At 65.9% G+C, this 22,745-nt stretch carries 21 protein-coding genes; 14 read left to right on the top strand and 7 right to left on the bottom strand.

From position 1 onward, the window contains the following. Nucleotides 1–140: 140 nt before the first annotated feature. The 4 genes from CE453_RS22675 to CE453_RS22660 all read left to right on the top strand — a co-directional run bounded on the left by CE453_RS22675 (nt 141) and on the right by CE453_RS22660 (nt 4,570). Nucleotides 141–1,730, top strand: coding sequence for an ABC transporter substrate-binding protein (locus tag CE453_RS22675; RefSeq protein ID WP_248308152.1), 1,590 nt, complete (start codon nt 141–143; stop codon nt 1,728–1,730). Between the two features lie 106 nt (nt 1,731–1,836). Next, nucleotides 1,837–2,772, top strand: coding sequence for an ABC transporter permease (locus CE453_RS22670; protein WP_089176625.1), 936 nt, complete (start codon nt 1,837–1,839; stop codon nt 2,770–2,772). Between the two features lie 8 nt (nt 2,773–2,780). Further along, entirely contained in the window at nt 2,781–3,602 is an 822-nt protein-coding gene (locus CE453_RS22665; protein WP_089176624.1) for an ABC transporter permease, read from the top strand. 11 nt (nt 3,603–3,613) lie between these two features. Next, nucleotides 3,614–4,570, top strand: coding sequence for a succinylglutamate desuccinylase/aspartoacylase family protein (locus tag CE453_RS22660; RefSeq protein WP_089176623.1), 957 nt, complete (start codon nt 3,614–3,616; stop codon nt 4,568–4,570). A 12-nt stretch (nt 4,571–4,582) separates the two neighbouring features. Here the strand turns inward: CE453_RS22660 and CE453_RS22655 are convergent, their stop codons facing one another. Further along, nucleotides 4,583–4,879 (bottom strand): hypothetical protein, encoded by a 297-nt coding sequence (locus tag CE453_RS22655; protein ID WP_248307846.1) that lies wholly within the window; start codon nt 4,877–4,879, stop codon nt 4,583–4,585. A gap of 169 nt (nt 4,880–5,048) precedes the next feature. Then, nucleotides 5,049–6,404, bottom strand: coding sequence for a hypothetical protein (locus CE453_RS22650; RefSeq protein WP_157733151.1), 1,356 nt, complete (start codon nt 6,402–6,404; stop codon nt 5,049–5,051). A 98-nt stretch (nt 6,405–6,502) separates the two neighbouring features. Between CE453_RS22650 and CE453_RS22645 the strand changes: the two genes are divergently transcribed. Further along, complete coding sequence (locus CE453_RS22645; RefSeq protein WP_089176621.1) at nt 6,503–6,787, top strand: hypothetical protein; 285 nt, start codon at nt 6,503–6,505, stop codon at nt 6,785–6,787. Between the two features lie 46 nt (nt 6,788–6,833). Here the strand turns inward: CE453_RS22645 and CE453_RS22640 are convergent, their stop codons facing one another. Both CE453_RS22640 and CE453_RS22635 read right to left on the bottom strand, forming a co-directional pair. Continuing rightward, complete coding sequence (locus CE453_RS22640) at nt 6,834–8,822, bottom strand: acetyl/propionyl/methylcrotonyl-CoA carboxylase subunit alpha (protein WP_089176620.1); 1,989 nt, start codon at nt 8,820–8,822, stop codon at nt 6,834–6,836. Between the two features lie 8 nt (nt 8,823–8,830). Further along, on the bottom strand, nt 8,831–10,408 hold the full coding sequence (locus CE453_RS22635; protein WP_089176619.1) for an acyl-CoA carboxylase subunit beta: 1,578 nt from the start codon (nt 10,406–10,408) through the stop codon (nt 8,831–8,833). Nucleotides 10,409–10,541: 133 nt separating this feature from the next. On the opposite strand from CE453_RS22635, the gene CE453_RS22630 reads away from it, so the two are divergent. From CE453_RS22630 to CE453_RS22620, 3 genes are all read left to right on the top strand, one after another. Then, nucleotides 10,542–11,720 (top strand): acyl-CoA dehydrogenase family protein, encoded by a 1,179-nt coding sequence (locus CE453_RS22630; protein WP_198302183.1) that lies wholly within the window; start codon nt 10,542–10,544, stop codon nt 11,718–11,720. Continuing rightward, complete coding sequence (locus CE453_RS29500) at nt 11,717–12,322, top strand: TetR/AcrR family transcriptional regulator (protein WP_089176618.1); 606 nt, start codon at nt 11,717–11,719, stop codon at nt 12,320–12,322. Before CE453_RS22630 ends, CE453_RS29500 begins: the two co-directional genes overlap by 4 nt. A gap of 122 nt (nt 12,323–12,444) precedes the next feature. Beyond that, a complete protein-coding gene (locus tag CE453_RS22620) occupies nt 12,445–13,488 on the top strand; it encodes a histone deacetylase family protein (RefSeq protein WP_089176617.1) in 1,044 nt (347 codons plus the stop codon). Between the two features lie 39 nt (nt 13,489–13,527). On the opposite strand, the gene CE453_RS22615 is transcribed toward CE453_RS22620, so the two are convergent. After that, nucleotides 13,528–15,084 carry an acetolactate synthase large subunit gene (locus CE453_RS22615; protein WP_089176616.1) on the bottom strand — a complete coding sequence of 519 codons (1,557 nt, stop codon included), beginning with the start codon at nt 15,082–15,084 and terminating at the stop codon, nt 13,528–13,530. Nucleotides 15,085–15,331: 247 nt separating this feature from the next. On the opposite strand from CE453_RS22615, the gene CE453_RS22610 reads away from it, so the two are divergent. The 5 genes from CE453_RS22610 to CE453_RS22590 all read left to right on the top strand — a co-directional run bounded on the left by CE453_RS22610 (nt 15,332) and on the right by CE453_RS22590 (nt 19,795). After that, nucleotides 15,332–16,291, top strand: a complete 960-nt coding sequence (locus CE453_RS22610; protein ID WP_089176615.1) for an ABC transporter substrate-binding protein — start codon at nt 15,332–15,334, stop codon at nt 16,289–16,291. Nucleotides 16,292–16,310: 19 nt separating this feature from the next. Then, a complete protein-coding gene (locus tag CE453_RS22605; protein ID WP_089176614.1) occupies nt 16,311–16,826 on the top strand; it encodes a mismatch-specific DNA-glycosylase in 516 nt (171 codons plus the stop codon). Then, nucleotides 16,823–17,596 (top strand): ABC transporter permease, encoded by a 774-nt coding sequence (locus CE453_RS22600; RefSeq protein ID WP_089176613.1) that lies wholly within the window; start codon nt 16,823–16,825, stop codon nt 17,594–17,596. The genes CE453_RS22605 and CE453_RS22600 overlap by 4 nt, the downstream gene beginning before the upstream one ends. After that, nucleotides 17,593–18,372 carry an ABC transporter ATP-binding protein gene (locus CE453_RS22595; RefSeq protein WP_198302182.1) on the top strand — a complete coding sequence of 260 codons (780 nt, stop codon included), beginning with the start codon at nt 17,593–17,595 and terminating at the stop codon, nt 18,370–18,372. The genes CE453_RS22600 and CE453_RS22595 overlap by 4 nt, the downstream gene beginning before the upstream one ends. Nucleotides 18,373–18,550: 178 nt before the next feature. Next, nucleotides 18,551–19,795: an SAM-dependent methyltransferase gene (locus CE453_RS22590; protein WP_248307845.1), complete on the top strand. Its 1,245-nt coding sequence runs from the start codon at nt 18,551–18,553 to the stop codon at nt 19,793–19,795. On the opposite strand, the gene CE453_RS22585 is transcribed toward CE453_RS22590, so the two are convergent. Next, nucleotides 19,792–20,931, bottom strand: coding sequence for a citrate synthase family protein (locus CE453_RS22585; RefSeq protein ID WP_089176611.1), 1,140 nt, complete (start codon nt 20,929–20,931; stop codon nt 19,792–19,794). The genes CE453_RS22590 and CE453_RS22585 overlap by 4 nt on opposite strands. Nucleotides 20,932–21,019: 88 nt before the next feature. Between CE453_RS22585 and CE453_RS22580 the strand changes: the two genes are divergently transcribed. Then, complete coding sequence (locus CE453_RS22580; protein WP_089176610.1) at nt 21,020–22,099, top strand: citrate synthase/methylcitrate synthase; 1,080 nt, start codon at nt 21,020–21,022, stop codon at nt 22,097–22,099. A gap of 42 nt (nt 22,100–22,141) precedes the next feature. On the opposite strand, the gene CE453_RS22575 is transcribed toward CE453_RS22580, so the two are convergent. Next, complete coding sequence (locus CE453_RS22575; RefSeq protein WP_089176609.1) at nt 22,142–22,711, bottom strand: HutD/Ves family protein; 570 nt, start codon at nt 22,709–22,711, stop codon at nt 22,142–22,144. Nucleotides 22,712–22,745: the final 34 nt, after the last annotated feature.

Genomic DNA, 22,745 nt, shown 5'->3' with positions numbered 1-22,745 from the left:
TCTTCTGATTTGCGGAGCTGCTCTGGTGGATTTGACCGCGCGGGGGAAGACAAGCGCGGCAAAGCCGTTATGGTTCCACTTGGAAGCAAACAACTCCGGATCAGCCGGAGCCGATAAAAATGGGAGGAGACATCGTGTTGTTGAAGAAATTTGCCTTTGCCACCGCGTTGACGCTGGCGGCCTTTACCCTCTCGGCGCAGGCCCAGGAGCCGCGCCACGGCGGAACGATCCGCTTCACGGCGCCCTATGGCGCGTCCTTCGTCAGCAATGACAGCCACGTCTCGAACCAGATCCAGGACGAGATCTACGGCTATGCGCTGCACAGCATGCTCTACAAGTGGGATGCGAAGAACGGCAAGCCGGCGCTCGATCTCGCCAAGAGCGTGACGGTCTCGCCGGATGGCAAGACCTACACCTTCAAGCTGCGCGACGACGCGCTCTTCCACAACGGCCGCAAGATGACGGCCGACGATATCATCTGGTCCTACACCCGCATCATGGACGGGGCGAAAAACTATCCGGGCGCGCGCTATATCGCCCGCATCGTTGGTGCCACCGATGTCCAGAAGGGGACGGCCAAGGAGATCTCCGGCCTCAAGAAGATCGACGATTTCACGCTGGAGATGACGCTGACGGACAAGGCCGACCCCGGCTACTTCCTGTTCAGCGCGACGACGGCGATCCTGCCGGCCAAGGAGGCGCAGGCGCCGGACTTCTTCAACAAGCCGATCGGTCTCGGGCCGTTCAAGTTCGTCGAGCACGTCCCCGGCTCGCGCATGGTCTTCGAGCGCTGGGACAAGTACTATCAGGCCGGCAAGCCCTATGCCGACAAGCTCGTCATCTCGCCGATGGGTGAGGCTGCCGCGCGCGACGTCGCCTTCCGCAACAAGGAGATCGACGTTTCGATCCTGGGCTCGACCCAGTATGTCGCCTACAAGGCCGATCCGAACCTGTCGAAGGGCCTGCTCGAGGTTGCCGAGGTCTTCACCCGCAACATGGGCATGAACCCGACCTTCAAGCCTTTCTCCGACAAGCGCGTGCGCCAGGCGATCAACTACGCCATCGACAGCGATCTGATCATCAAGCGCCTCGTTCGCGACAAGGCTTATCGCGCGGTGAGCTGGCTGCCGCTGTCCTCGCCGGCATTCGACAAGGGCGCCAAGCCCTACGCCTATGATCCGGAGAAGGCCAAGAAGCTGCTGGCCGAGGCCGGCTATCCGGACGGCTTCGAGTTCGAATGGACGGCGACGCCGAACGAGAGCTGGGGCATCCCGATCGTCGAGGCGACGATCCCGATGCTCGCCAAGGTCGGCATCAAGGTGAAGGTCAAGCCGGTCGAGACCTCGGCTCTGGGTGGTGTCATCGTCGGCGGTGATTTCCAGGCCTATATCTGGTCGAACACCTCCGGCCCGGATTCGCTGACGGCGCTGAAGTGCTTCCACTCCGCGACGCCGCGCTCCTCCTGCAACTACACCACCTTCAAGAACGCGGATTACGACAAGCTGATCGATGCGGCCTCGGCCGAGACCGATGCGGCCAAGCAGCTCGAGCTCCTGAAGAAGGCCAACGCCCTGCTGCAGGAAGAGGCGCCGGTCTGGTTCTTCAACTACAACAAGGCGGTCATGGCCTATCAGCCTTGGCTGCATGGCCTCCAGCCGAACGCGACGGAGCTCGCGCTCCAGCGCTATGAGGACCTCTGGGTCGACGCCTCCTCGCCCGCGGCGAAGTAAAGCGCCCTGAGCTCCTGCCGCCGCGCCTCGGCGCGGCGGCAGGAGCTTGTCCGCATCCGAGCGCCAGCGATGGCGCCCCGCGCAGCGGCGGTCAGGAGGTCCCCTCATGTTGCCTTATGTTTCGCGCCGCCTGCTGCAGGCGATCCCGATCCTGTTGGCGGTTGCGGCGCTGATCTTCGTGCTGTTCAGCGTCATTCCGGGTAATTTCGCCACGAGCCAGATGGCCGACGGGCGCAGCAATATCGACGCCGAGACCATCGCGCGCATGAACGAGCAGTTCGGCCTCAACGACCCGCTGCCGCTGCGCTTCGCCAAATATGTCGGAGGGCTCGCGACTTTCGATCTGGGCGATTCCTTCCGCACCCGCCAACCGGTGACCGGCGTGATCGGAGAACGGCTCTGGCCGAGCCTTCAGCTCGCGATCGCGGCGATGTTCTTCGCCATCGTCATCGGCGTGCCGCTCGGCTTCCTGGCCGCGCTGAAACCGGGGAGCTGGCTCGACATGCTCTCGATGGTTTTCGCCGTCTCGGGGCTGTCGCTGCCGCTCTTCTGGCTGGGCCTGCTGCTGATGTATGCCTTCGCGCTGACGCTCGGCTGGTTCCCGAGTTTCGGCTATGGCGACGGCGATCCGCGCTACATCGTGCTGCCGGCAATCGCGCTGGGCGTGGCACCGCTCGCCCTGCTGGCGCGTACGGCGCGCGCCGCGGTGCTGGAGGTGATGCATGCCGATTTCGTCCGCACGGCTCGCGCCAAGGGTGCCGGCTCCTATCGGGTGATGCGCTGGCATGTTGCGCGCAACGCGCTCGTCATCGTGCTGACCACGCTGGGTCTGCAGTTCGGTTCCGTCCTCGGACAGGCGGTCGTCGTCGAGAAGCTTTTTGCCTGGCCGGGATTGGGCTCGCTTCTGGTCGACAGCGTCACCTGGCGCGACATCCCGGTCGTGCAGGGTTGCATCCTGACGATCGTGCTCTTCTTCCTCGTCGTGAACATCGCGGTCGATGTGCTCTGTGCCGTCGTCGATCCGCGCATCAAGTACAGCTAGGTCCGCCCATGAAGTTCCGCGCCAATCTCTGGATCGGGGGCCTCTGCTTCGCGCTCGTCGTCGCAGGCGGTATCTTCGCTCCCTGGTTTGCCCATACCGACCCGGTCATGGACGCCAACCTGATGAATGCCGAAATCCCGCCGGGCTCCGAATTCTGGTTCGGCACCGATGCGCAGGGCCGCGACATCTACAGCCGCGTGCTCTACGGTGCCCGCATTTCGCTGACGGTCGGCATCGTCTCGCAGCTGATCAACACGATGATCGGCGTGGCGCTCGGGCTGTCCGCCGCCTATTGGGGCGGCTGGTGGGATGATTTCGTCAACGGCCTCACCAACATGATGCTGGCGATCCCTTCGCTGGTCTTCGCGCTGGCGATCATGGCGATCCTCAATCCGGGCCTGACCAGTCTTCTGATCGCGCTCGGCCTCACCAACTGGTCCTTCACCTGCCGGTTGACGCGGGCGGCGGCGCTCTCGGTCAAATCGCTCGGCTATGTCGAGGCGGCGCGCTCGCTCGGCTATGGCACCTTCCGCATCATGGTGACGCAGATCCTGCCTAACATCGCCGGCCCGATCATCGTCATCGGCACGCTCGGCATGGGCGGCGCCGTGCTGGCGGAAGCCTCGCTTTCCTTCCTGGGGCTTGGCATCCGCCCGCCCTTCCCGAGCTGGGGCTCGATGCTCTCCGATGCGCGCGACCAGATCTCGACCGCTCCCTGGATCTCGATCTTCCCGGGATTGGCGATCTTCCTCACTGTGCTCGGCCTCAACCTGCTGGGCGACGGCCTCCGCGACATCCTCGACCCTCACTCCCAGCTACGCAAAGCCTGACAGATAAGACGATGACCACGCCAGACCTGATCGACCCGCCGCTCGAGACCATCCGCTTCCACGGGCTGAAGGCGGGGCCGAAGCTTCTCGTCTTCGGTGCCGTCCACGGCAACGAGACCTGCGGGCCCAACGCCATCGCGCGCGTGATCGAGGACTGCCGCGCCGGTCGCGTCTCGATCCAGCGCGGCGAGATCACCTTCCTGCCCGTCGCCAACCCCAAGGCCTATCGCCAGAACACGCGCGAAGGGGACCGCAACCTGAACCGTGACCTGCGCGTGCGGCCACAGCCGGTCGACAACGAGGACCGGATCGGCAACCGGCTGACGGCCCTTCTGCATCAGCACGACATGCTGCTCGACGTTCATTCCTTTACGGGGGAGGGTGTGCCCTTCGTCTTCTTCGGGCCGGAAGACAATCGCGGCGAGCTCGAACCGTTCCGCCATGCCGCCGCCGAGATCGCCTTCGCGGGCTGCCTCGGCGTCGACCTGATGATCCATGGCTGGCTCGACATCTATGTACGCCTGATCGCGGCGCGCGAGCGCCTGAACCTGCCGCGGCTCGCCGTGACCGAAGGCTTCGGCACCACCGAATATATGCGTTTCGCCGGCGGTTATGGCGTGACGCTCGAATGCGGCCGCCACGAAGACCCGGCTTCCGTCGAGGTCGGTTACCGGGCGATCCGCAACGTGCTCGCCCATCTCGGGTTGACCGATGAGGCCGCGCCCGCCCCGGAGAAGCGCACCGTCGTCCACATGGACGATCTCGTCATCTGCGAGGCGGAGGGCGATCGCGTCGAGGGTACGTGGAAGACAGGGGACCGCGTCGCCAAGGGCACGCCGATCGCCCGCCGCGCGGACGGCACGGTCGTGACGATGCCGCGCGACGGCTTCATCATCTTCCCCAATCCCAAGGCGAAGCCGGGTGAGGGCATCTGCTATCTCGGCGTCGAAAGCAGTCGCGTGGCCTGACGGAGGCTGCCGCTACTGCACGATGCCGCGCTTGTTGCCGAAGCCGGGGATGTAGCAGCCGCAGTTCGAGCCGTAGGGCAGCGCCGGAGTCGGGCAATCGCCGCGGCCGGTCACGCAGACATTGCCATAGGCCGGGCGATAGTAGCGCCGGCCGTAGCCGTAGCCATAAGGCGGCGCCGGCCGCTCGTATTCGTCGTCATAGGACGGAGGCGGCCGCCGATAGGGGTCGTAATACTGCGCCCCGGCCGGGAAGGCGGAGAGCAGCAGAGCGCCGAGCATGGCTGGCAGGACGAGCTTGTGAGGCGACATGGCGCTTCCTTTCCGCTGTTCCGCCCGGGGAGTGCCAGGGCGAAGTCATGGGTCGACTCTGGTCGCGCGGAGCTGAACAAGGGCTGATCGGAAAGCGGCGGAAAAGAGGCGGCGACTGCTACGGAAGTGTTGGCGCGCGCCAGTTCGGGCGCAATGGCATCGGGGTGCTCTAGCCATCCTTTTGGGTCGGCTGCCCATTTGAGCCGGCGGGCAGGCCGCGGCTCAAATCGATCTGCTTCTGAAATCCGAGCAGCAGGTTGAAGGAATCGACCGGTGCCAACCCGGTCTCCTTCGTCCTGCGCCAGCTCCCGGAAGCGGTCGCGAGAAGGCCGTCTCCCAAGGCGCGCTGATATTCGAGACCGATGCTCTTCTGGTCGGAGCGGGCATCGAGGCCGACATAGTCGTCGGTCTTGCGCCGGGCGATCAGGCTCACCGCATTGCGCTCGTCGATCTTCGCCGTCACCTTCGCCTCATGGCTCGTCACCAGATCGATGACCGTGAAGGGAAGTGTCGTATCCTCCACCGAGCGGTTCGAGCCCAGTTCGAGCGCGAAGCTTCGCCAGGGCAGCTTGAGTTTCGCTGTGTAAAGCAGGCTGTCGACGGTCTCGAACTCCTTGTCCGGGAACGCCGCCCGGAACGGCGATAGCGAGCCCTCCAGCGTGGCGTCGCCGAGCATGGTCGAGAAGAACAGGTTCGGCTGTAGCCGGTAATGGTCGCGGCGGAAGCCGATATAGTCCACCCCGTCGACGAAGCGCACTTGCGCCGCGCTGAACGAGACCCCGATCTCGGTCTGTCCACTCTTCCAGGCGACGCCCGTCGTTCCCGAAAGTGTTGCGAAATTCTCGTTCCACGGCAGGAAATCGCCGAGGTTGAAGACGTTGCGCTCGTTCAGGGCCGTGATGCGCGCTTCCCCGCTGGCGAACAGGCGAAACGGGCCGAGAGCATGGTCGATGCGCTCGCGCCAGGCGAGGCTGCTCTTGCGGCGTGACCAGGTCTGTTCGTCGGCGGCGGAAAGCGAGGACTGGATCACTGTCGCTTCTCCCAGGGTGATGCCGTGCTTCAGGGTCAAGGAATGGCCGCGAGCGGCAGCGAGGTTGCGCGGGTCGTATTGTGTCTCCACCAACGTCAGGTTGAGTCCGTATCCATCCTGGATCGTGCCGCGGAGATAATCCCAGGTTGCATAGACGGTGCCGACAGGGCTGCCCTTTTCCCCCGCGACCCCCGATGGATTGCTGTCGAAGCCGCCCTTCAGCCCGATGACTGCAATGGAAGTCTCCGCGGTTTTCTGATGATCCTCCGCATTCGAGGTCGTTCTGGCGCTCGCCAGAAGGATCAGTGAAATCGAAAGGGAGACAATATTTTTCATGATGCCGCCTGTTCTGTGGCGACAGTAGAATTTTATGCTTAACGGTTGGTATATTTTTGATGAATTACCAAAATTATCTGAATAAATATTCGCCAAGATTGAAGTATAAAGAAAAAAGTATTGGTTAGTTCGCGCTGGCGGTCCCGTTAACGATAGCAAGTATGGTTAACGATTGGATAAGGTTGTCTCTTCGATAAATTGCAACCTATACGTGTTTTACCGCTTCGATGCCCGGAGCGATAACTGGGGAGAGTGACATGAAGTATGCGTTTGTACTCGCTGTGGTTGCAGTTTCTGCGGTTTCGCCTGCGATGGCCGGCGGCCGTGGCGGTTCCCTGCTCGGCGGCGTGCTGGCCCCCGTGACGGCGGCCGTCTCCGGGGTGCGGGTCAACGCGCTCAACAATGTCAGCGTGCTGAGCGGAAGCCCGATCGCGAACGGCAACAAGCTCGGCATCACCGCGCCGGTCAAGGCGATCGTCAGCAAGAACGGCCTCGTCGGCGGTCTGCTCGGCGGCCTCGGCCACGGCTGCGGCTGCAACTGAGTGGCCTTTCGGAGGAGGGAGGCTGGACCTTCCTCCTCTCGCGCCCTCAGGCGGGGGTGATCGCGATCAGGAGCTCGCCCGCGGCCGCCGTCGCCCCCGGCTTGGCAGCTACCCGCGCCACCGTTCCTGCCGTCGGGCTCTTCAGATCCATGAAGAGCTTCATCGATTCGAGCACCGCGACGACCTGTCCGGCCACCACGCTGTCGCCCTCCTGCACATGGATGGCGGCGATGGTGCCGGGCATGGTAGCGCGCACGGAATCGCCGGCGCTGCCGGCGGCCTCGCGCGCGGCTGCTTCCGCAACGACCGTCAGGGCGACCGCGATTCGGCCCTCGAAAGCGCCCCAGCGCAGATGGACGCCGGTCTCGTCGCGCACCGCGTCCACCGTCAGCCGCCGACCGTCGAGCAATACTGGCCAGCGCGTCGGGTCCGTCCCGGCGAAAACCAAGACCTCCGCTTCACCATCCATCGCCACGACGCGGAAGGCATGGTCCCGGCTTTCGACTTTGATCCGGTTGGTCTGGTCGGCATGGGTCAATGCGAGATGGCTCGTACCGGGTTTGCCAGCGGTTCCGAGCACTCTGAAATCAGTCAGCGTCCCCCAAGGTCCGGCGGCGGTCGGCTTGATGCCGGCGAGCCAGATCGCCGCCGCGAGGGCGTCACGCTCCTGCGCGACTGCGGCGCGCGGCTGCCAGCCGCCGGGCCAGGTCTCGCCGATGAACAGGGTCGTCGCCTCGCCGCGCGCGAAGACCGGCTCGCGCAGCGCATCGATCAGGAAGGGCCGGATCGTCGCCGGGCCGAGCACCGTCATGCGCTCGAGCCCGTCCGCAAGGCGCATCCGCGCGACATCCCGGTCGGGGCCATAAGCGATGATCTTGGCCAGCATCGAATCGTAGAAGGGCGAGACGCTGCTGCCGGTCGCGACGCCACTGTCGACGCGCAGGCCCTCGGGCTCGCGCCAGAGCACGATGCTGCCGGTATCGGGCCGGAAGCCCTCCTCGGCCCGTTCCGCCGTCAGCCGCGCCTCGATGGCGTGGCCTGTGCAGGAGATCTCCTCCTGCCGGCGCGGCAGCCTTTCGCCGGCCGCGATGCGGATCTGCCATTCGACCAGATCTAGGCCAGTGATCGCTTCCGTCACGGGATGCTCGACCTGGAGCCGCGTGTTCATCTCGAGGAAGAACACGTCCTGCGTGGTCGCATCGACGAGGAATTCGACCGTGCCGAGATTGTCGTAGGCGATGGCGCGGGACAGCTTCAGAGCATGCGCGTGCAGGGCGGCGCGGGCTTCCGGCTTGAGGTTCGGCGCCGGCGCTTCCTCCAGCAGTTTCTGGTTCGAGCGCTGGACCGAGCAGTCGCGTTCGAAGAGGTGGACGATGTTGCCGTGCCTGTCGCCGGCGATCTGCACCTCGACATGGCGTGGCCGCGTCACGAATTTCTCGATCAGCAATCGCCCATCGCCGAAGGCGGCCTCGGCCTCGCGGCTGGCGGTCGCTATCGCCGAGTCGAGATCGGCTTCCCTCTCGACCTTGCGGATGCCCTTGCCGCCGCCGCCGGCCGAGGCCTTGACCATGACCGGCAGGCCGATGCGCAGCGCTTCGCGCTTCAGCGTCTCCGACGCCTGGTCGGCGCCGTCATAGCCCGGCACGCCCGGAACCCCGGCCTCCCGCGCGATCTTCTTGGAGCGGATCTTGTCGCCCATCGCTTCGATGGCGTTGGCGGAGGGGCCGACGAAGGCGATGCCGTTCGCCTCGCAGGCGGCGATCAGGTCGAGCCGCTCCGACAGGAAGCCGTATCCCGGATGGATCGCCTGCGCGCCGGTCTTCAGCGCGGCGTCGATGATGCGGTCCGCACGCAGATAGGACTCGCGCGCCGGTGCGGGCCCGATAGGGACGGCGACATCGGCGAGCCGGACATGCAGCGCATCCTTGTCGGCCTCCGAGTAGACCGCGACGGTGCGGATGCCGAGCTTGCGGCAGGTGCGGATGATGCGGCAGGCGATTTCGCCGCGATTGGCGATGAGGAGGGTGTCGAACATGGCGCCGCTCACATCCGGTAGACCGGCCGCGGGCCGGTGTCGCGTGCCTCGCCGGCCGAGAGCGCAAGACAGAGGCCTATCACGTCGCGCGTCTGGGCCGGTTCGATGATGCCGTCGTCCCAGAGTCGGGCCGTGGCGTAATAGGGATCGCTCTGCTCCTCGAACTGGGCCCGGGTGCGCCGGTCGAGTTCGGCGATGGCGGCTTCGTCGGCCGCCCCCTTGAGCGACTGCCGGCGCAGCTCCGTCACCACGGTCGCGGCAACCTCCGGGCTCATCGTCGCGATCCGGGCATTGGGCCAGGAGAACAGGAAGCGCGGGCGGAAGCCGCGTCCGCACATGCCGTAATTGCCGGCCCCATAGGAGCCGCCGATCAGTACGGTGTATTTCGGCACCCGCGCATTCGAGACGGCGTAGACGAGCTTGGCCGAATGCTTGGCGATGCCGCCGCGCTCGGCCTCTGTGCCGACCATGAAGCCGGTGATGTTCTGCAGGAACAGCAGCGGGATCTGGCGCTGGTCGCAGAGCTCGATGAAATGCGCGCCCTTGATTGCGCTTTCCGAGAACAACACGCCGTTATTGGCGAGGATGCCGACCGGATAGCCATGGATATGGGCGAAACCGGTGACGAGCGTCGCGCCGTAATCGGGCTTGAAGGCATGGAAGGTGCTGTCGTCGACCATCCGCGCGATCACGTCGCGCACATCATACGGTCGGCGTAGATCGGTCGGCACGGTATCGACGAGCTCGGCCGGGTCGAATTTCGGCGCGGCGGGAGCCTGCGGCGGCGGCGCGATGCGGCCGATCTCGCCGATTGCCCCGACGATCTCGCGCAGCTTCGCGAGCCCCTCCATCTCCGTTTCGACGAGATGGTCGCTGACCCCAGAGACGAGCGTGTGCATCTCGGCCCCGCCCAGTGTCTCGCCGTCGACGATCTCGTGCACCGCCGCCTTCACGATCGGCGGGCCGCCGAGATGGATACGGCCGGTGCCCTTTACCATGATGACCTGGTCCGAGAGCGCCGGGATATAGGCGCCGCCGGCGGTCGCGCCGCCGAAGACGATCGAGATCTGCGGAATGCCGGATGCCGACATCCGGCACTGGTTGTAGAAGGAGCCGCCGAAATGGTCGCGGTCGGGGAAGACGCGGTCCTGTTCCGGCAGGAAGGCGCCGCCGCAATCGACAAGATAGAGGCAGGGCAGGCGATGCTCCTCGGCGATCTCCTGCGCGCGCAGATGCTTGCGCACCGTTTCTGCGAAGAAGGAGCCGCCCTTCACCGTCGCGTCGTTGGCGATCAGCATGCAGGCGCGGCCTTGCACAATGCCGATGCCGGTGACGATGCCGGCGCCCGGCACCTCATTGCCGTAGAGCCCGTAGGCCGCAAGCGGCGAAAGCTCGAGGAAGGGCGTCTGCGGGTCGATCAAGAGGTCGATGCGCTCGCGTACCATGATCTTGCCACGGGATTCGTGGCGGGCTCGCAGCTTCTCGCCGCCGCCCTGTGCGACGAGACCATGGCGCTGGCGCAGCGTCTCCAGCATGGCGGAGAGCGGGGGAGGGGTGGTCGAGATGCCCGGGTCGGTTTGCGCCATGTGCCTCTTCCGCGATCGTTTCCTCAGGATGAGGGTTCGCAGGTAGAATGAGCGTCTTGATCTCGCCGCGACATTCACCTACCGTCCGGTAGGTAGTCAGATCGCGGCGCCGCGGTCAAGCAGGGAGGAAGCCATGTCGGCCGTCGAGACGCTTGCAGGCGAGGGCATGCGCCGCTCGCCCTATTTCACCGAGGAGCACGAGGCGCTGCGCGACCAGGTCCGCCGCTTCGTCGAGACCGAGATCAAGCCGCGCGCCCTGAAATGGGAGGAGGACGGCCTCGTCCCGCGCGATGTGCTGCGCAAGATGGGCGATCTCGGCTTCTTCGGTATCCGCTACCCGGCGGAATATGGCGGCTCGGAAATGGACACGCTGGCCACCGTCGTGCTGGCGGAGGAGCTGGGACGCTCGACCTTTTCGGGCGTTGCGATCACGGCGCTGGTTCATACCGACATGGCCTCGGTCCATATCGCCAATGCCGGCTCCAAGGCGCAGAAGGACAAGTACCTCCCGGCCATCATCGCCGGCGAGAAGATCGTCGCGGTTGCCGTCACCGAGCCCGATGCCGGTTCGGACGTGAAGGGCATTCGCACCACGGCGCGGCGCGAGGGCGATCATTACGTCCTCAACGGCGCCAAGATGTTCATCACCAACGGCGTCCATGCCGATCTCTACTGCGTCGCCGCCAAGACCGACCCGCAGGGCAGGCCGTCGCAATCGGTCTCGATCTTCATCGTCGAGAAAGGCACGCCGGGCTTCTCGGTCTCGCGCGCGCTCGACAAGCATGGCTGGCGCTCCTCGGATACCGCCGAACTGTCCTTCGTCGACTGTCGTGTCCCGGCCGAGAACCTGCTCGGCCAGGAGGGACGCGGCTTCTATGCGATCATGAGCAATTTCCAGAACGAGCGCACCGTGATCGGCGCTATGGCGATCGGCGAGTCGCAGGCCGCCATCGATCTGACGCTGGATTATGTGAAGACGCGAAAAGCCTTCGGCGCGCCGCTCTGGGAGAAGCAGGCGATCCGCCAGCGCCTCGCCGAGCTCGCCGGCAAGGTCGAGGCCGGCCGCCAGCTCGTCTACCACGCCGCCTGGCTCGACGCGCAGGGCTTCGACGCCACCCGCGAGGTCTCGATGGTCAAGGCCTATTGCGGCGAGCTGGTCAACGAGGTGATGTATGATTGCCTGCAGTTCCATGGCGGCATGGGCTATATGCGCGAGAGCGCAATCGAGCGCATGACACGCGATGCCCGCGTGCAGTCCATCGGCGGCGGCGCCACCGAGGTCATGCTCGAAGAGGTGGCGAAGCGGCTGTGAGCGTCGCAACGGACAAGGGCGCGGCTCAGGTCGAGGGCGGTTCGCGCCGCCAGATCCTCGACCATGCTGCGCGCCTGCTGCGCAATGGCGGGTACCACCAGACGACCTTGCGCGAGATCGCCGAGGCCGTCGGTATCCGCAAGGCGAGCCTCTACTACCATTTCGCCTCGAAGGAGGAGATCGTCGAGGCGGTCGTGAACGATGGCGTCCGCTTCGTGCACGAGGGCGTCGTCGCCGCGCTCGCCGCCACGGAGGGCGCTGCGCCTCGCGAGCGTCTCGAAGCGGCGATCCGCGGTCATCTCGCAGCGCTGCATGGCCATGGCGACTATACCTCCGCCAGCATCAAGGTCTTCAACTTCGGGGCCGCGCCGGCGCCGGACAGCGTGCGCGCCGTGCGCCGCGCCTATGAGGAGGTCTGGCGTGGGCTGATCGCCGAATTGCAGCAGGCCGGTGCGCTGCCGGCCGGGCGGGCGCCCGATGTGCTGCGCAATTTCCTGCTCGGCGCCCTCAACGGTTCGACCGACTGGTACCGGCCGGAGCGTTTCGACATCGCGACGCTGGCGCGCGAATTCGCGGCGCTGATCTCGCCTGCGGAAAGGTAAGCGCTCCGTCCCGGATGCAGGGGCGGAAGGCGTGGAATGACTGGCGGTGGTGGGGCAGCTTGCTACGATGGCGGCGTGATCGCCGCTGCTGAAGCGGCTCAGCCTAGAGGATTTGCCAGCCGATGCGTGCCTTCTACCATCCCGACCAGGCACTTCACGATCCGCAGCAATATATGCGCTTCGGCACGGTCGTCGCGCCCAAGGACTTGCCGGAGCGGACCGAGAAGTTGCTCGGCGCGCTGGCGAAGCACGGCATCACGCCGGAACGGCCGGCGGGCCATGGCGTCGAGCCGATCCTCGCGATCCATGATAAGGGCTTCGTCGATTTCCTGCAGGGCGCCTGGCACCGCTGGCAGGAGCTTCCGCCGGAGCGCGGTCCGGAAGTCTGGCCGAGCACCTTCCCTTATTGGAGCGGCCGGCCTGACGAGGATGTCCGCCCGCCCTGCCGCCCGACCGGCTTCATCGGCCAACTCGGCTGGTATCTGGGGGACCTCTCGGTACCGATCGGCGAGCATTGCTGGCATTCGACGCTGCGTTCGGCAGAGACGGCCGTATCCGCGGCCGATGCGGTCCTCTCAGGCGAGCGCGCCGTCTATTCGCTCTGCCGTCCCTCGGGCCACCATGCCCGTGCCGATCGCGCCACCGGCTTCTGCTATATCAACAATACGGCGGTCGCGGCACAGCGGCTGCGCAGCAAATTCGGGAAGGTCGCGATCCTCGACGTCGACGCCCACCATGGCGACGGCACGCAGCAGATCTTCTACCGCCGGCCAGACGTGTTGACGATCTCTGTCCACGCCGACCCGTCGAACTACTATCCGTTCTTCACGGGCTATGAGGATGAGCGTGGCAATGGCCCGGGCGAGGGCTTCAACCTCAACCTGCCGCTCGCGCATGGCGCCGGCGGGGCCGAGATGCAGGCGGCGGTCGACCGGGCCGGCAGGGCGATCCGCGACTTCGGCGCCGAGGCGCTCATCGTGGCGCTCGGCTACGACGCCCACAAGGACGACCCGATTGGCGTCCTGAAGCTGGAGGCGTCCGATTTCGGTACCATCGGCCGGCAGGTGAAGGGGCTCGGCCTGCCGACGCTGGTGGTCCAGGAAGGCGGTTATGCGATCGAGGCGATCGGCGATTGCCTCGATGCCTTCATGGGTGGGTTCAAGTAATGCCGGTCCCCGCGCGCTGCGGCGCGCGGGGGGCGCGACTTAGATCACGGCCTCGATCAGGAACGGTCCCTTCTTGGCGAGCGCGGCCTTGAACAAGCTGGTGAACTCCTCGGCCGTGGTGGCGCGGGCGGCTTCGACGCCCATGCCCTTGGCCATCGAAACCCAGTCCAATGCCGGCTCGTCGATATTCAGCATGAGCGTGGCGTTGCGGCCGAAGTCGTTGACGCCGACGGCGCGCATCTCGCCGTGCAGGATCTGGTAGGTCCGGTTCGCGAAGACGACGGTGACGACGTCGAGGTTCTCGCGCGCCTGCGTCCACAGCCCCTGCACCGTGTACATGCCCGAGCCGTCGGCCTGCATGCCGATGACCTTGCGGTCGGGGCAGGCGACCGCCGCACCGACGGCGAGCGGGATGCCTTCGCCGATCGCTCCGCCGGTGAGCTGGATGTAATCGTGCTGCGGCGCGCTGTGGCAGTCGTAGTAGAAGCTGCGGCCGGAGGAGACCGATTCGTCGCAGACGATGCAGTTCTCCGGCAGCAGGGCCGAGACGATGGCGCAGGCCTTGTCGGCGTCGAGCTTGCCGGTCGGTAGGCCGGGCTGCTCCTTGCGCGGCGGGGCGATGTAGGCGGGCGCCGTCTTCGTTGCGCCCATTTCTTCCGCAAGCGCGCTGATCGCTGCCGGCAGGTCGTCGCCGGGCTTGGCGAGCGCCGTGACCTCGCAGCCATCATGGACAAGGCGGCCGGGCTTGCCGGGATAGGCGAAGAAGCCGACCGGGGTCTGCGCACCGACCAGGACGAGGTAGTCGACGTCCTTGAGCTGCTCGAGCGCCTTGTCGATCGGGTAGAAGATCTTCGGCATTGCGACGCGGCCGGCGCCGCGCTGGATGCGCCCGTTCGACATCTGGCTGAAGATCTTTGCTCCGGTCGCGGCGCAGATGCGAGCGGCCATCTCCATCGGCTTCTCGCGCAGCGCCAGCCCCGTCAGCATGATCGCGGCGCGGGCGCCGTGCTTGCGCAAGCCCGCGGCGACCTCGCGGAGCGTGGCTGAATCGACGCTCTTCAGTGCCGGCAGCTTGGCCGGCTTCAGCTCGGTCGGCTCGACGCTGTTCCAGGCGCAGTCGGCCGGCAGGATCACGGTGGTAACGCCGGGAAGCCGCAGCGAGGCGACATAGGCTTCTTCGATCGCTGGGCCGACATCTTCGGAAGAGGCGATGCGCCGGACGAAATGAGACATCGGATGCGCAAGGCTCTCGATGTCGCTGGTCAACGGTGCGTCGTGCTGGAGGTGGTAGGTCGCATGGTCGCCGACGACATTGATCATCGGCGTGCGGGCGCGCCGGGCATTGTGCATGTTGGCAAGCGCATTCGCCATGCCGGGGCCGCAGTGCAACAAGGTCGCAGCCGGCTTGTCGGCCATGCGGGCATAGCCGTCGGCGGCGCCGGTCACCACGCCCTCGAACAGGCCGAGCACGCAGCGCATCTGCGGCTTGCGGTCGAGTGCTGCCACGAAATGCATTTCCGAGGTGCCCGGATTGGCGAAACAGACATCGACATCGTTGACCAGCAGCGTGTCGCAAAGGCGGTCGGCACCGTTCATCCGGGAAACCTCGAAGACTGGAAGGAGAAGGAGGCGATGCGCCTCGCGCGCTGAGGGGAGGAAATTGTTCGCCGCATGTCAAACGAGAGAATGTCATGGCTTCCCCAAACAGCCGTGATCGGCGGCTTGACGGATTTGCATAGGCATTTAACGTGACTTGGAACGAAGGTTGCATCGTGCCGGGGCAGCGCTTGCGCTAGAGCCGCTTGGGCGCGAATGCCGACCAAGCAGGGGAAAGGTTTCGATCATGAAGAATGTCACGCGCATCGGCGCCACCGTCGGTTTCGGTCTCGCCGCGCTTCTGGCAGCGGGCGGCGCTCAGGCGCAGACGAAGGTTTCGATCGGTATTTCGGGCTGGACCGGCTTTGCGCCGCTCGTCCTCGCCAAGGAGGCCGGCATCTTCGCCAAGAACGGCCTCGACGTGACGATCAAGAAGATTCCGCAGAAGGATCGCCACCTCGCCATCGCCTCGGGCGACGTCCAATGCGCCGCGACCACGGTCGAGACCTGGCTGGTCTGGGATGCCGCCGGCATCAAGACCAAGCAGATCTTCCAGCTCGACAAGAGCTACGGCGCCGACGGCATGGTCGTGCGCAAGGACATCGCCGCGATCAAGGACCTGAAGGGCAAGACGGTCGCGGCTTCGGCGCCGGGCACCTCACCCTATTTCGCCCTGGCCTGGATGCTCAAGGAGAATGGCCTCTCGGTGAAGGACGTGAAGGTCGTCAACATGGAGCCCGGCCCGGCCGCGCAGGCCTTCATCGCCGGCCAGAACGACGCGGCGCTGACCTACGAGCCCTATCTCTCGGCCGTGCGCGAGAAGCCGGATGCCGGCAAGATCATCGCCACCACGCTCGATTATCCGATGGTGATGGACACGGTCGGCTGCACGCCTGCCTTCCTTGCCGATGAGAAGGCGGCCGCCGCCCTGACCAAGAGCTATTTCGACGCGCTTGCGATGATCAAGGCGGACCAGGCCAAGGCCTATGAGATCATGGGCGCCGATGTGAAGCAGACCGGCGAACAGTTCGGCAAGTCGGCGGCCTATCTGCGCTGGTCGGACGCCGAGGGAAACAAGAAGTTCTTCGCCGGCGAATGGCAGGCCTTCAACGCCAAGGCGGCCGATGTGCTGCTGGAGGTCGGCCTGATCAAGGCGAAGCCCGATTTCGCTTCGCTGGTCGATACCAAGTTCGTCGAAGGCAAGTGAACGAAGCGACGCCGACCGCGTGACGCAATCGGTCCTGCCGGATGTTCTGGAGCCCGGCCTGCATGTCGTCTTCTGTGGCACGCAGGCCGGAGCTGTCTCGGCGATGCGCGGTGCCTATTATGCCGGCCCAGGCAACAAGTTCTGGACGATCATCCATGAGATCGGGCTGGTGCCGGAACGGTTCGCTCCACAGCGCTTCCGCGAGTTGCCGCGCTACGGCATCGGCCTCACCGATGTCGCCAAGCGCAGCTCCGGGCCCGACTCTGCCTTGCGCGGCAATCATTTCGATGTCGCCGGGTTGCGGGATCGGATCGCCGCGCATCGCCCGCGCTGGCTCGCCTTCAACGGCAAGCGCGCGGCACAGACGGCGTTGGGCGCGGCGGCCGGGTCGCTCGGTTATGGTCTGCAGACCGTCACCTTCGCTGGTGTGGGAATCTTCATCCTGCCCTCGACCTCCGGCGCGGCGGCCGGCTACTGGTCGCCCGAACCCTGGAAAGAACTCGCGCTCGCCATGACCGGACACGACAAGGCATGAAACCGCTCAGACCCGTCTCCGCGCCGGAGCGTATCGGCTACGGCGTCGCCTTCTTCGCGCTCTTCATCGCGCTCTGGTCGGTCGCGACCTTCGGCGGCTATGTGCAGCGCCTGTTCCTGGCCGATCCGCTGACCATGGTCGGCGAAGGCTGGAACCTGATGACGCGCTATGGCTTCAGCTTCGACATCCTGATGACGGTCTGGCGCGTTGTCGGCGGCTTCATCATCGCCGCGATCGTTGCGTTGCCGCTCGGGATCCTGATGGGTGCCTACAAGCCGATCGAGGCATTCCTCGAACCCTTCGTCTCCTTCGCGCGCTACCTGCCCGCCTCGGCCTTCATTCCGCTGTTGATCCTCTGGGCCGGCATCGGCGAGACGCAGAAGCTGCTCGTCATCTTCCTCGGCTCTGTCTTCCAGCTCATCCTGATGATCGCCGTCGCGGTCGGCTCGATCCGGCGTGATCTCGTCGACGCGGCCTATACGCTCGGCGCCAGCGACCGTTCGGTCGTCCGCCGCGTGCTGCTGCCGAATGCGGCGCCGCAGATCGCCGAGATCTTCCGCCTCGTTCTCGGCTGGGCCTGGACCTATGTCATCGTCGCCGAACTGATCGGCTCGTCTTCCGGCATCGGCCACATGATCACCGACAGCCAGGCGCTGCTGAACACCGGGCAGATCATCTTCGGCATCATCGTCATCGGGCTCATCGGCCTGATCTCGGATTTCCTCTTCAAGGCGGTCAACCAGCGCCTGTTCCCGTGGGCGCGCGTATGAGCAAGCTGGTCATCGACAATGTCGGCAAGGTCTTCCCGGCCCAGCGCGGAGCCGAACCGACGCGGGCGCTGATGCCGACCTCGCTCAAGGTCGCCGACAACGACTTCATTGCCATTCTCGGCCCGTCCGGCTGTGGCAAGTCCACCTTGCTGCGCATCGTCGGCGGGCTGGAGACGGCGAGCGAGGGCCGCGTCCTCCTCGACGGTTCGGCCGTCTCGGGGCCGGGTGCCGACCGCGGCTTCGTCTTCCAGAGCTACACGCTCTTTCCCTGGTTGACGGTGCAGCAGAACATCGCCTTCGGCCTGCGCGAGAAGGGCTTAGCCGAAGCCGAGCGGCTGAAGATCGCTCGCAACTGGGCCGGGCGCGTCGGGCTCTCCGGTTTCGTCGATCACTTCCCGAAGCAGCTTTCCGGCGGCATGCAGCAGCGCACCGCCATCGCGCGCGCGCTCGCCAACGACCCGAAGATCCTGCTGCTCGATGAGCCTTTCGGCGCGCTCGACAACCAGACGCGCGCTCTGATGCAGGAGATGCTGCTGGGCATCTGGGAACGCGAGCAGAAGACGGTGCTCTTCGTCACCCACGATATCGAGGAAGCGATCTTCGTCGGCTCGCGTGTCGTGGTGATGAGCGCGAGGCCCGGCCGCATCAAGGCGGATATTCCGGTCGATCTCCCGCATCCGCGGCCCTACACCATCAAGACGAGCCCGGAGTTCGTCGCGCTGAAAGAGCGGCTCGTCGAAGAGATCCGGGCGGAGGTCGTCGCCGCCGATCATTGACCCGGGCGCCGTGTCTGCCCAGTATTGCATTGGCTATGCTTCCGCAGCGGAACCAAGTCGCGCTGCCTGCGTTGTCATGCCGCAGGCGAAGAGCAGCCTTGCGCGCAACCGGAGTTACGACGACGATTTCTCTTGCCATCTTTTGAACAACAAGGGGGCGCTGCCGAAGGTGGGGCCAATGCGTTCACTGGTTGCAAGGATGTTGTCGCGGCTCGCGATCGAGCCGCGGATCGATGTTGTTTTTCCCGACGGGACACTTCAGACGGTCGGGCACGGCAAGGTGCCGCGCCTGCGCATGCGCATCGTCGATACGCCGACTGAACTGAAGCTCGCGCTCAATCCCGAGCTGGCGCTCGGCGAAGCAGTCATGGATGGCCGGGTCGTCGTCGAGCAGGGTTCGCTCTACGACTTGCTCGACGCGCTGGTCGCGGCCGTCCACAAGGCCCGGCCTCAGGGCTGGGGCAAGACACTGTCCGGCCTGCGCACGGCGGTGCGGCGATTCCACCAGCACAACACGCCGGCGCTGGCGAAGCGCAACGTCGCGCATCACTACGATCTGAAGAGCGATTTCTTCAAGCTCTTCCTCGATCCGGACATGCAGTATTCCTGCGCCTATTTCGCTCAGCCCGACATGACGCTGGCCGAGGCGCAGCTCGCCAAGAAGCGCCATATCATGGGCAAGCTCGATCTGGCGGCGGGCCATCGCGTGCTCGACATCGGCTGCGGCTGGGGTGGCATGGCGCTGTCGATCGCGGGCGAGACCGGCGCGTCCGTCACCGGCATCACGCTCTCCGAGGAGCAGCTCGCCATTGCCCAGGAACGGGGCAAGGCGTCCGGCCTGCCGGTCGAGTTCCGGCTGCAGGACTATCGCCACCTACAGGAGAGCTTCGACCGCATCGTCTCGGTCGGCATGTTCGAGCATGTCGGCGTCGGCTATTATCGCGACTACTTCAGCAAGGTGCGCGACTTGCTGACGGATGACGGCGTGGCGCTGATCCACACCATCGGCCGCAGCTCCCCGCCGGGCGCCACCAACCCCTTCATCGCCAAGTACATCTTCCCGGGCGGCTATATCCCGGCGATGTCGGAAGTGGCGGCGGCGGTGGAGAAGGAAGGGCTCGTCATCACCGATGTCGAGGTGCTGCGCATCCACTACGCCGAGACCTTGAAAGCCTGGCGCGAGAATTTCCTCGCTCGGCGCGACGAGGCGATCGCGATGTATGACGAGCGCTTCGCGCGGATGTGGGAGTTCTACCTCGCGGCTTCGGAGGCCAGCTTCCGGCATGACGATCTGGTGGTCTTCCAGTTCCAGCTTGCCAAGAAGCTGGATGGTCTGCCGATCACGCGCAGTTATATCGAGCAACGCGAAGGTCAGTTCGGCCGGAAGCCGGCAGCCAAGGCTGTCGAGAGCGAGCCGGCTTAGGCCGGCTCCGGCCCGACATAGCGAGCCCGTGGCCGGATTAGACGGCCCGTCTCGTTCTGCTCCAGCGCATGGGCGATCCAGCCCGTGCAACGCGCCGCGGCGAAGATCTGGAACGCCGCATCGGCTGCAAGCCCGAGTTCGGTTGCGATGGCCGTCAGCACGAAGTCGATATTAGGCTCCTCGCCGGTCAGTGCCGTGACGGCCTGGCGCGCTTCCTCATACGCAGGCGGCAGGCTGAATACCGCGAGCAGGCCGCGTGCCCGTGCATCGCCATCCGGATAGAGCGGATGGCCGAAGCCGGGCAGGGGCATGCCGGTTGCAAGACGCGCGGATATGGCCGTCCGAGGACCATCCTCCGCGATCTCCCGCATCAGCCCGAGCACACGCGGCGTCATGCCGCCATGCAACGGTCCCGAGAGAGTCGCGAGGCCTGCCAGAACACAGGCGGCGAGCGAAGCCCGCGTTGAGGCCGCTACCCTGACCGCGAAAGTCGAGGCGTTGAGTTCGTGGTCGGCAAGCAGCACGAGCGCACGGCGGATCAGGTCGGCGCCACGCTCGTCGCAACCCCAGGCCAATGCCAGGCGGTGATGGATCGGGCCCTGGCCGGGGCGCCCGGCTATGGCATCGACCAGCGCGTCGATGACGGACGCCGCTTCGAGATAGAGCGCCTTCTTCGCACGGCCGGCCATTGCGGGGTCGCTGGCGGCTTTCTCCGCGATCACCGCAAACATCCGCTGCCGGGCCGGCGCCTCCGGCACGATCGTGAACAGCGGTGGAAAGCGCTGCGAGCCACAGTCCCAAAGCAACCGCGCCACATCTTCCAGCTTAGCGGTCTCTGACAGCGTCTCGGCATCCTCCCCGCGATACCAGAGCTTGCCGCGCTGGATCGTGGCGATGCCCGAGGCCAGGATGGGCTCGCCGAAGGCGATCGCATCCTCGGCGATGGCGGCCGGTTTCCGCCCGCGCGCCTTGCGATGCTCCAGCCGCGCCACGTCCTCTGCCCGGTAGAGACGCCTGCGCGAGTCGCCAGCATCACCGCGTGCCTCGATCAGCCCGCGGCTGACATAGGCGTAGAGCGTCTGCGGCTTCAGTCCGAGCCGTTCCATCACCTGCTGCGCCGTCAGCCAGTCGCTCATCGCAAAATATATTGATTATATTGTTCAAGATTGATTCTAGCGATGAAGCTCGCGATCTTCAAGTCATTCAGATCGAGGAGTGAGCGCCATGTCCGATGGCCTTGAAGATGTCGTCGCCGCCCATACCGTCCTGTCCGAAGTCGACGGAGCAGCCGGCCGGCTCGTAATCCGCGGGCACAGCCTGGACGAACTCGCCGGGCACACCTCCTTCGAGGAGATGGCCGCGCTGATGCTTGATGGCTTCGTGCCGGACCTGCCGCGGCAGAAGCAGTTGCAGGTCGCGTTGGGCGAGGCCCGCAAGGAACTGTTCGAGACCATCGTCAAGCGCGAAGCCGCCCCGGTGACACTCTCGCCCGTCGAGATGGTTCGCGCCATGACGGCGTTGATTCCGGACGGAGAAGGCACCCGCGTGGTCCTGAAGCTTCTGGCGGCGCCCGCTGTCTTCACCCCCGCCGCGCTCAGGCTGCGGCGTGGGCTCGCGCCGGTCCCGCCTGACCCGTCTCTGCCGCAGGCGGCCGATACGCTGCGCATGCTGACGGGCGCGGCACCGACCACGCAGCAGGCCGCAGCGCTCGATACCTACCTCGTCACGGTGGCCGATCACGGCCTCAATGCCTCTACCTTCGCCGCCCGCGTCGTCGCCTCGACCCGGGCCGGACTCGTCTCGGCCGTGCTCGCCGGCATCGGCGCGCTGCAGGGACCGCTGCATGGCGGCGCGCCCGGCCCGGTGATCGAGATGCTCGACGCGATCGGGACGCCGGAAAACGCTCGTGCCTGGCTGGAAGCGGCGCTGGACCGAGGCGACCGGCTGATGGGCTTCGGCCACCGCATCTACCGCGTGCGCGACCCGCGCGCCGATGCGCTCAAGGGGGCACTGCGCCGGCTCGGCGCCGATGCGGGACGCCTCGGCCTTGCGGAGGCGGTCGAGCAGGCGGCGCTCGCCATCCTGCGCGAGCGCAAGCCGAACCGCACGCTGGAGACGAATGTCGAGTTCTACACCGCGCTGCTGCTGGAGGCGCTCGGCTTCACGCCGGATTCCTTCACCTGCGTCTTCGCGCTCGGCCGGACAACGGGTTGGCTCGCCCACGCCCAGGAGCAGATCGCCGGCGGCAAGCTCATCCGTCCGCAATCGGTCTATGTCGGTCCGCAGTCGCGTCAGGCGGCGTAGGCGGGAGATCGGGTTGCCAAGCGCCCACCGGCGCATGGCAACCTAGCTCGCAGCAGGCGTCAGCTTGACGACGATCAGGTCGCCCCTGCCTTCAAGGTGCAGGGGATGCGCCGGCGAAGCTTCGGTGATCGCGCTGTCGCCGGGCATCAGAACGCTGCCATTCGCGCGCCAATCGCCCTGGTGGGCAAAAGCGACGACGAGACCGGTATCGACGGCGAAGGCCTGCTGGCCAGGGCTCGAGAAGCGCTGGACCTCATGCTGCCAGCGCCCGCGGCGGCTCATCACGTTGAGATCGTCGATCTCGCCATCGGTCAGCTCTCCGTCGACGGCCCGGTCCGCTGCGAAGAAGTAGGGGCCGGAGGCACGCTCGAGCATCACCGCCGCGCCATCGCCGAAGGCGAGGCGGATACCGTTGCCGGTCAGCACGCACAGGGTCCGGTCGATGCCGGGGAACGCCGAGAACGGGCCGTCCTGCGCGACATGCGCCATCGAGATGCGCCAGTCGAAATTGTCGAGCGAGGCGCCCTCGGGCGACACCGCGATCTCGGTCGTGGTGCCGCCGCCGTTCTTCCACGGCATGACCTTGCAGTCGGCGGCGCGAATGATGCGCATGATGCTCTGCCTTTCGACCTGGCGATGCCGTTCC

The organism is Bosea sp. AS-1, from assembly GCF_002220095.1.
GTDB lineage: Bacteria > Pseudomonadota > Alphaproteobacteria > Rhizobiales > Beijerinckiaceae > Allobosea.
Note: the sequence above shows the minus strand (reverse complement) of the source record. Positions and strands in the feature narration are given on the sequence as shown.

What these genes read in the sequence shown, in the direction of transcription:
- CE453_RS22670 (WP_089176625.1), top strand. Translation starts at nt 1,837, where the DNA reads ATGTTGCCTTATGTTTCGCGCCGCCTGCTGCAGGCGATCCCGATCCTG.
- CE453_RS22665 (WP_089176624.1), top strand. Translation starts at nt 2,781, where the DNA reads ATGAAGTTCCGCGCCAATCTCTGGATCGGGGGCCTCTGCTTCGCGCTC.
- CE453_RS22660 (WP_089176623.1), top strand. Translation starts at nt 3,614, where the DNA reads ATGACCACGCCAGACCTGATCGACCCGCCGCTCGAGACCATCCGCTTC.
- CE453_RS22655 (WP_248307846.1), bottom strand. Translation starts at nt 4,879, where the DNA reads ATGTCGCCTCACAAGCTCGTCCTGCCAGCCATGCTCGGCGCTCTGCTG.
- CE453_RS22645 (WP_089176621.1), top strand. Translation starts at nt 6,503, where the DNA reads ATGAAGTATGCGTTTGTACTCGCTGTGGTTGCAGTTTCTGCGGTTTCG.
- CE453_RS22640 (WP_089176620.1), bottom strand. Translation starts at nt 8,822, where the DNA reads ATGTTCGACACCCTCCTCATCGCCAATCGCGGCGAAATCGCCTGCCGC.
- CE453_RS22635 (WP_089176619.1), bottom strand. Translation starts at nt 10,408, where the DNA reads ATGGCGCAAACCGACCCGGGCATCTCGACCACCCCTCCCCCGCTCTCC.
- CE453_RS22630 (WP_198302183.1), top strand. Translation starts at nt 10,542, where the DNA reads ATGTCGGCCGTCGAGACGCTTGCAGGCGAGGGCATGCGCCGCTCGCCC.
- CE453_RS22620 (WP_089176617.1), top strand. Translation starts at nt 12,445, where the DNA reads ATGCGTGCCTTCTACCATCCCGACCAGGCACTTCACGATCCGCAGCAA.
- CE453_RS22615 (WP_089176616.1), bottom strand. Translation starts at nt 15,084, where the DNA reads ATGAACGGTGCCGACCGCCTTTGCGACACGCTGCTGGTCAACGATGTC.
- CE453_RS22610 (WP_089176615.1), top strand. Translation starts at nt 15,332, where the DNA reads ATGAAGAATGTCACGCGCATCGGCGCCACCGTCGGTTTCGGTCTCGCC.
- CE453_RS22600 (WP_089176613.1), top strand. Translation starts at nt 16,823, where the DNA reads ATGAAACCGCTCAGACCCGTCTCCGCGCCGGAGCGTATCGGCTACGGC.
- CE453_RS22595 (WP_198302182.1), top strand. Translation starts at nt 17,593, where the DNA reads ATGAGCAAGCTGGTCATCGACAATGTCGGCAAGGTCTTCCCGGCCCAG.
- CE453_RS22590 (WP_248307845.1), top strand. Translation starts at nt 18,551, where the DNA reads ATGCGTTCACTGGTTGCAAGGATGTTGTCGCGGCTCGCGATCGAGCCG.
- CE453_RS22585 (WP_089176611.1), bottom strand. Translation starts at nt 20,931, where the DNA reads ATGAGCGACTGGCTGACGGCGCAGCAGGTGATGGAACGGCTCGGACTG.
- CE453_RS22580 (WP_089176610.1), top strand. Translation starts at nt 21,020, where the DNA reads ATGTCCGATGGCCTTGAAGATGTCGTCGCCGCCCATACCGTCCTGTCC.
- CE453_RS22575 (WP_089176609.1), bottom strand. Translation starts at nt 22,711, where the DNA reads ATGCGCATCATTCGCGCCGCCGACTGCAAGGTCATGCCGTGGAAGAAC.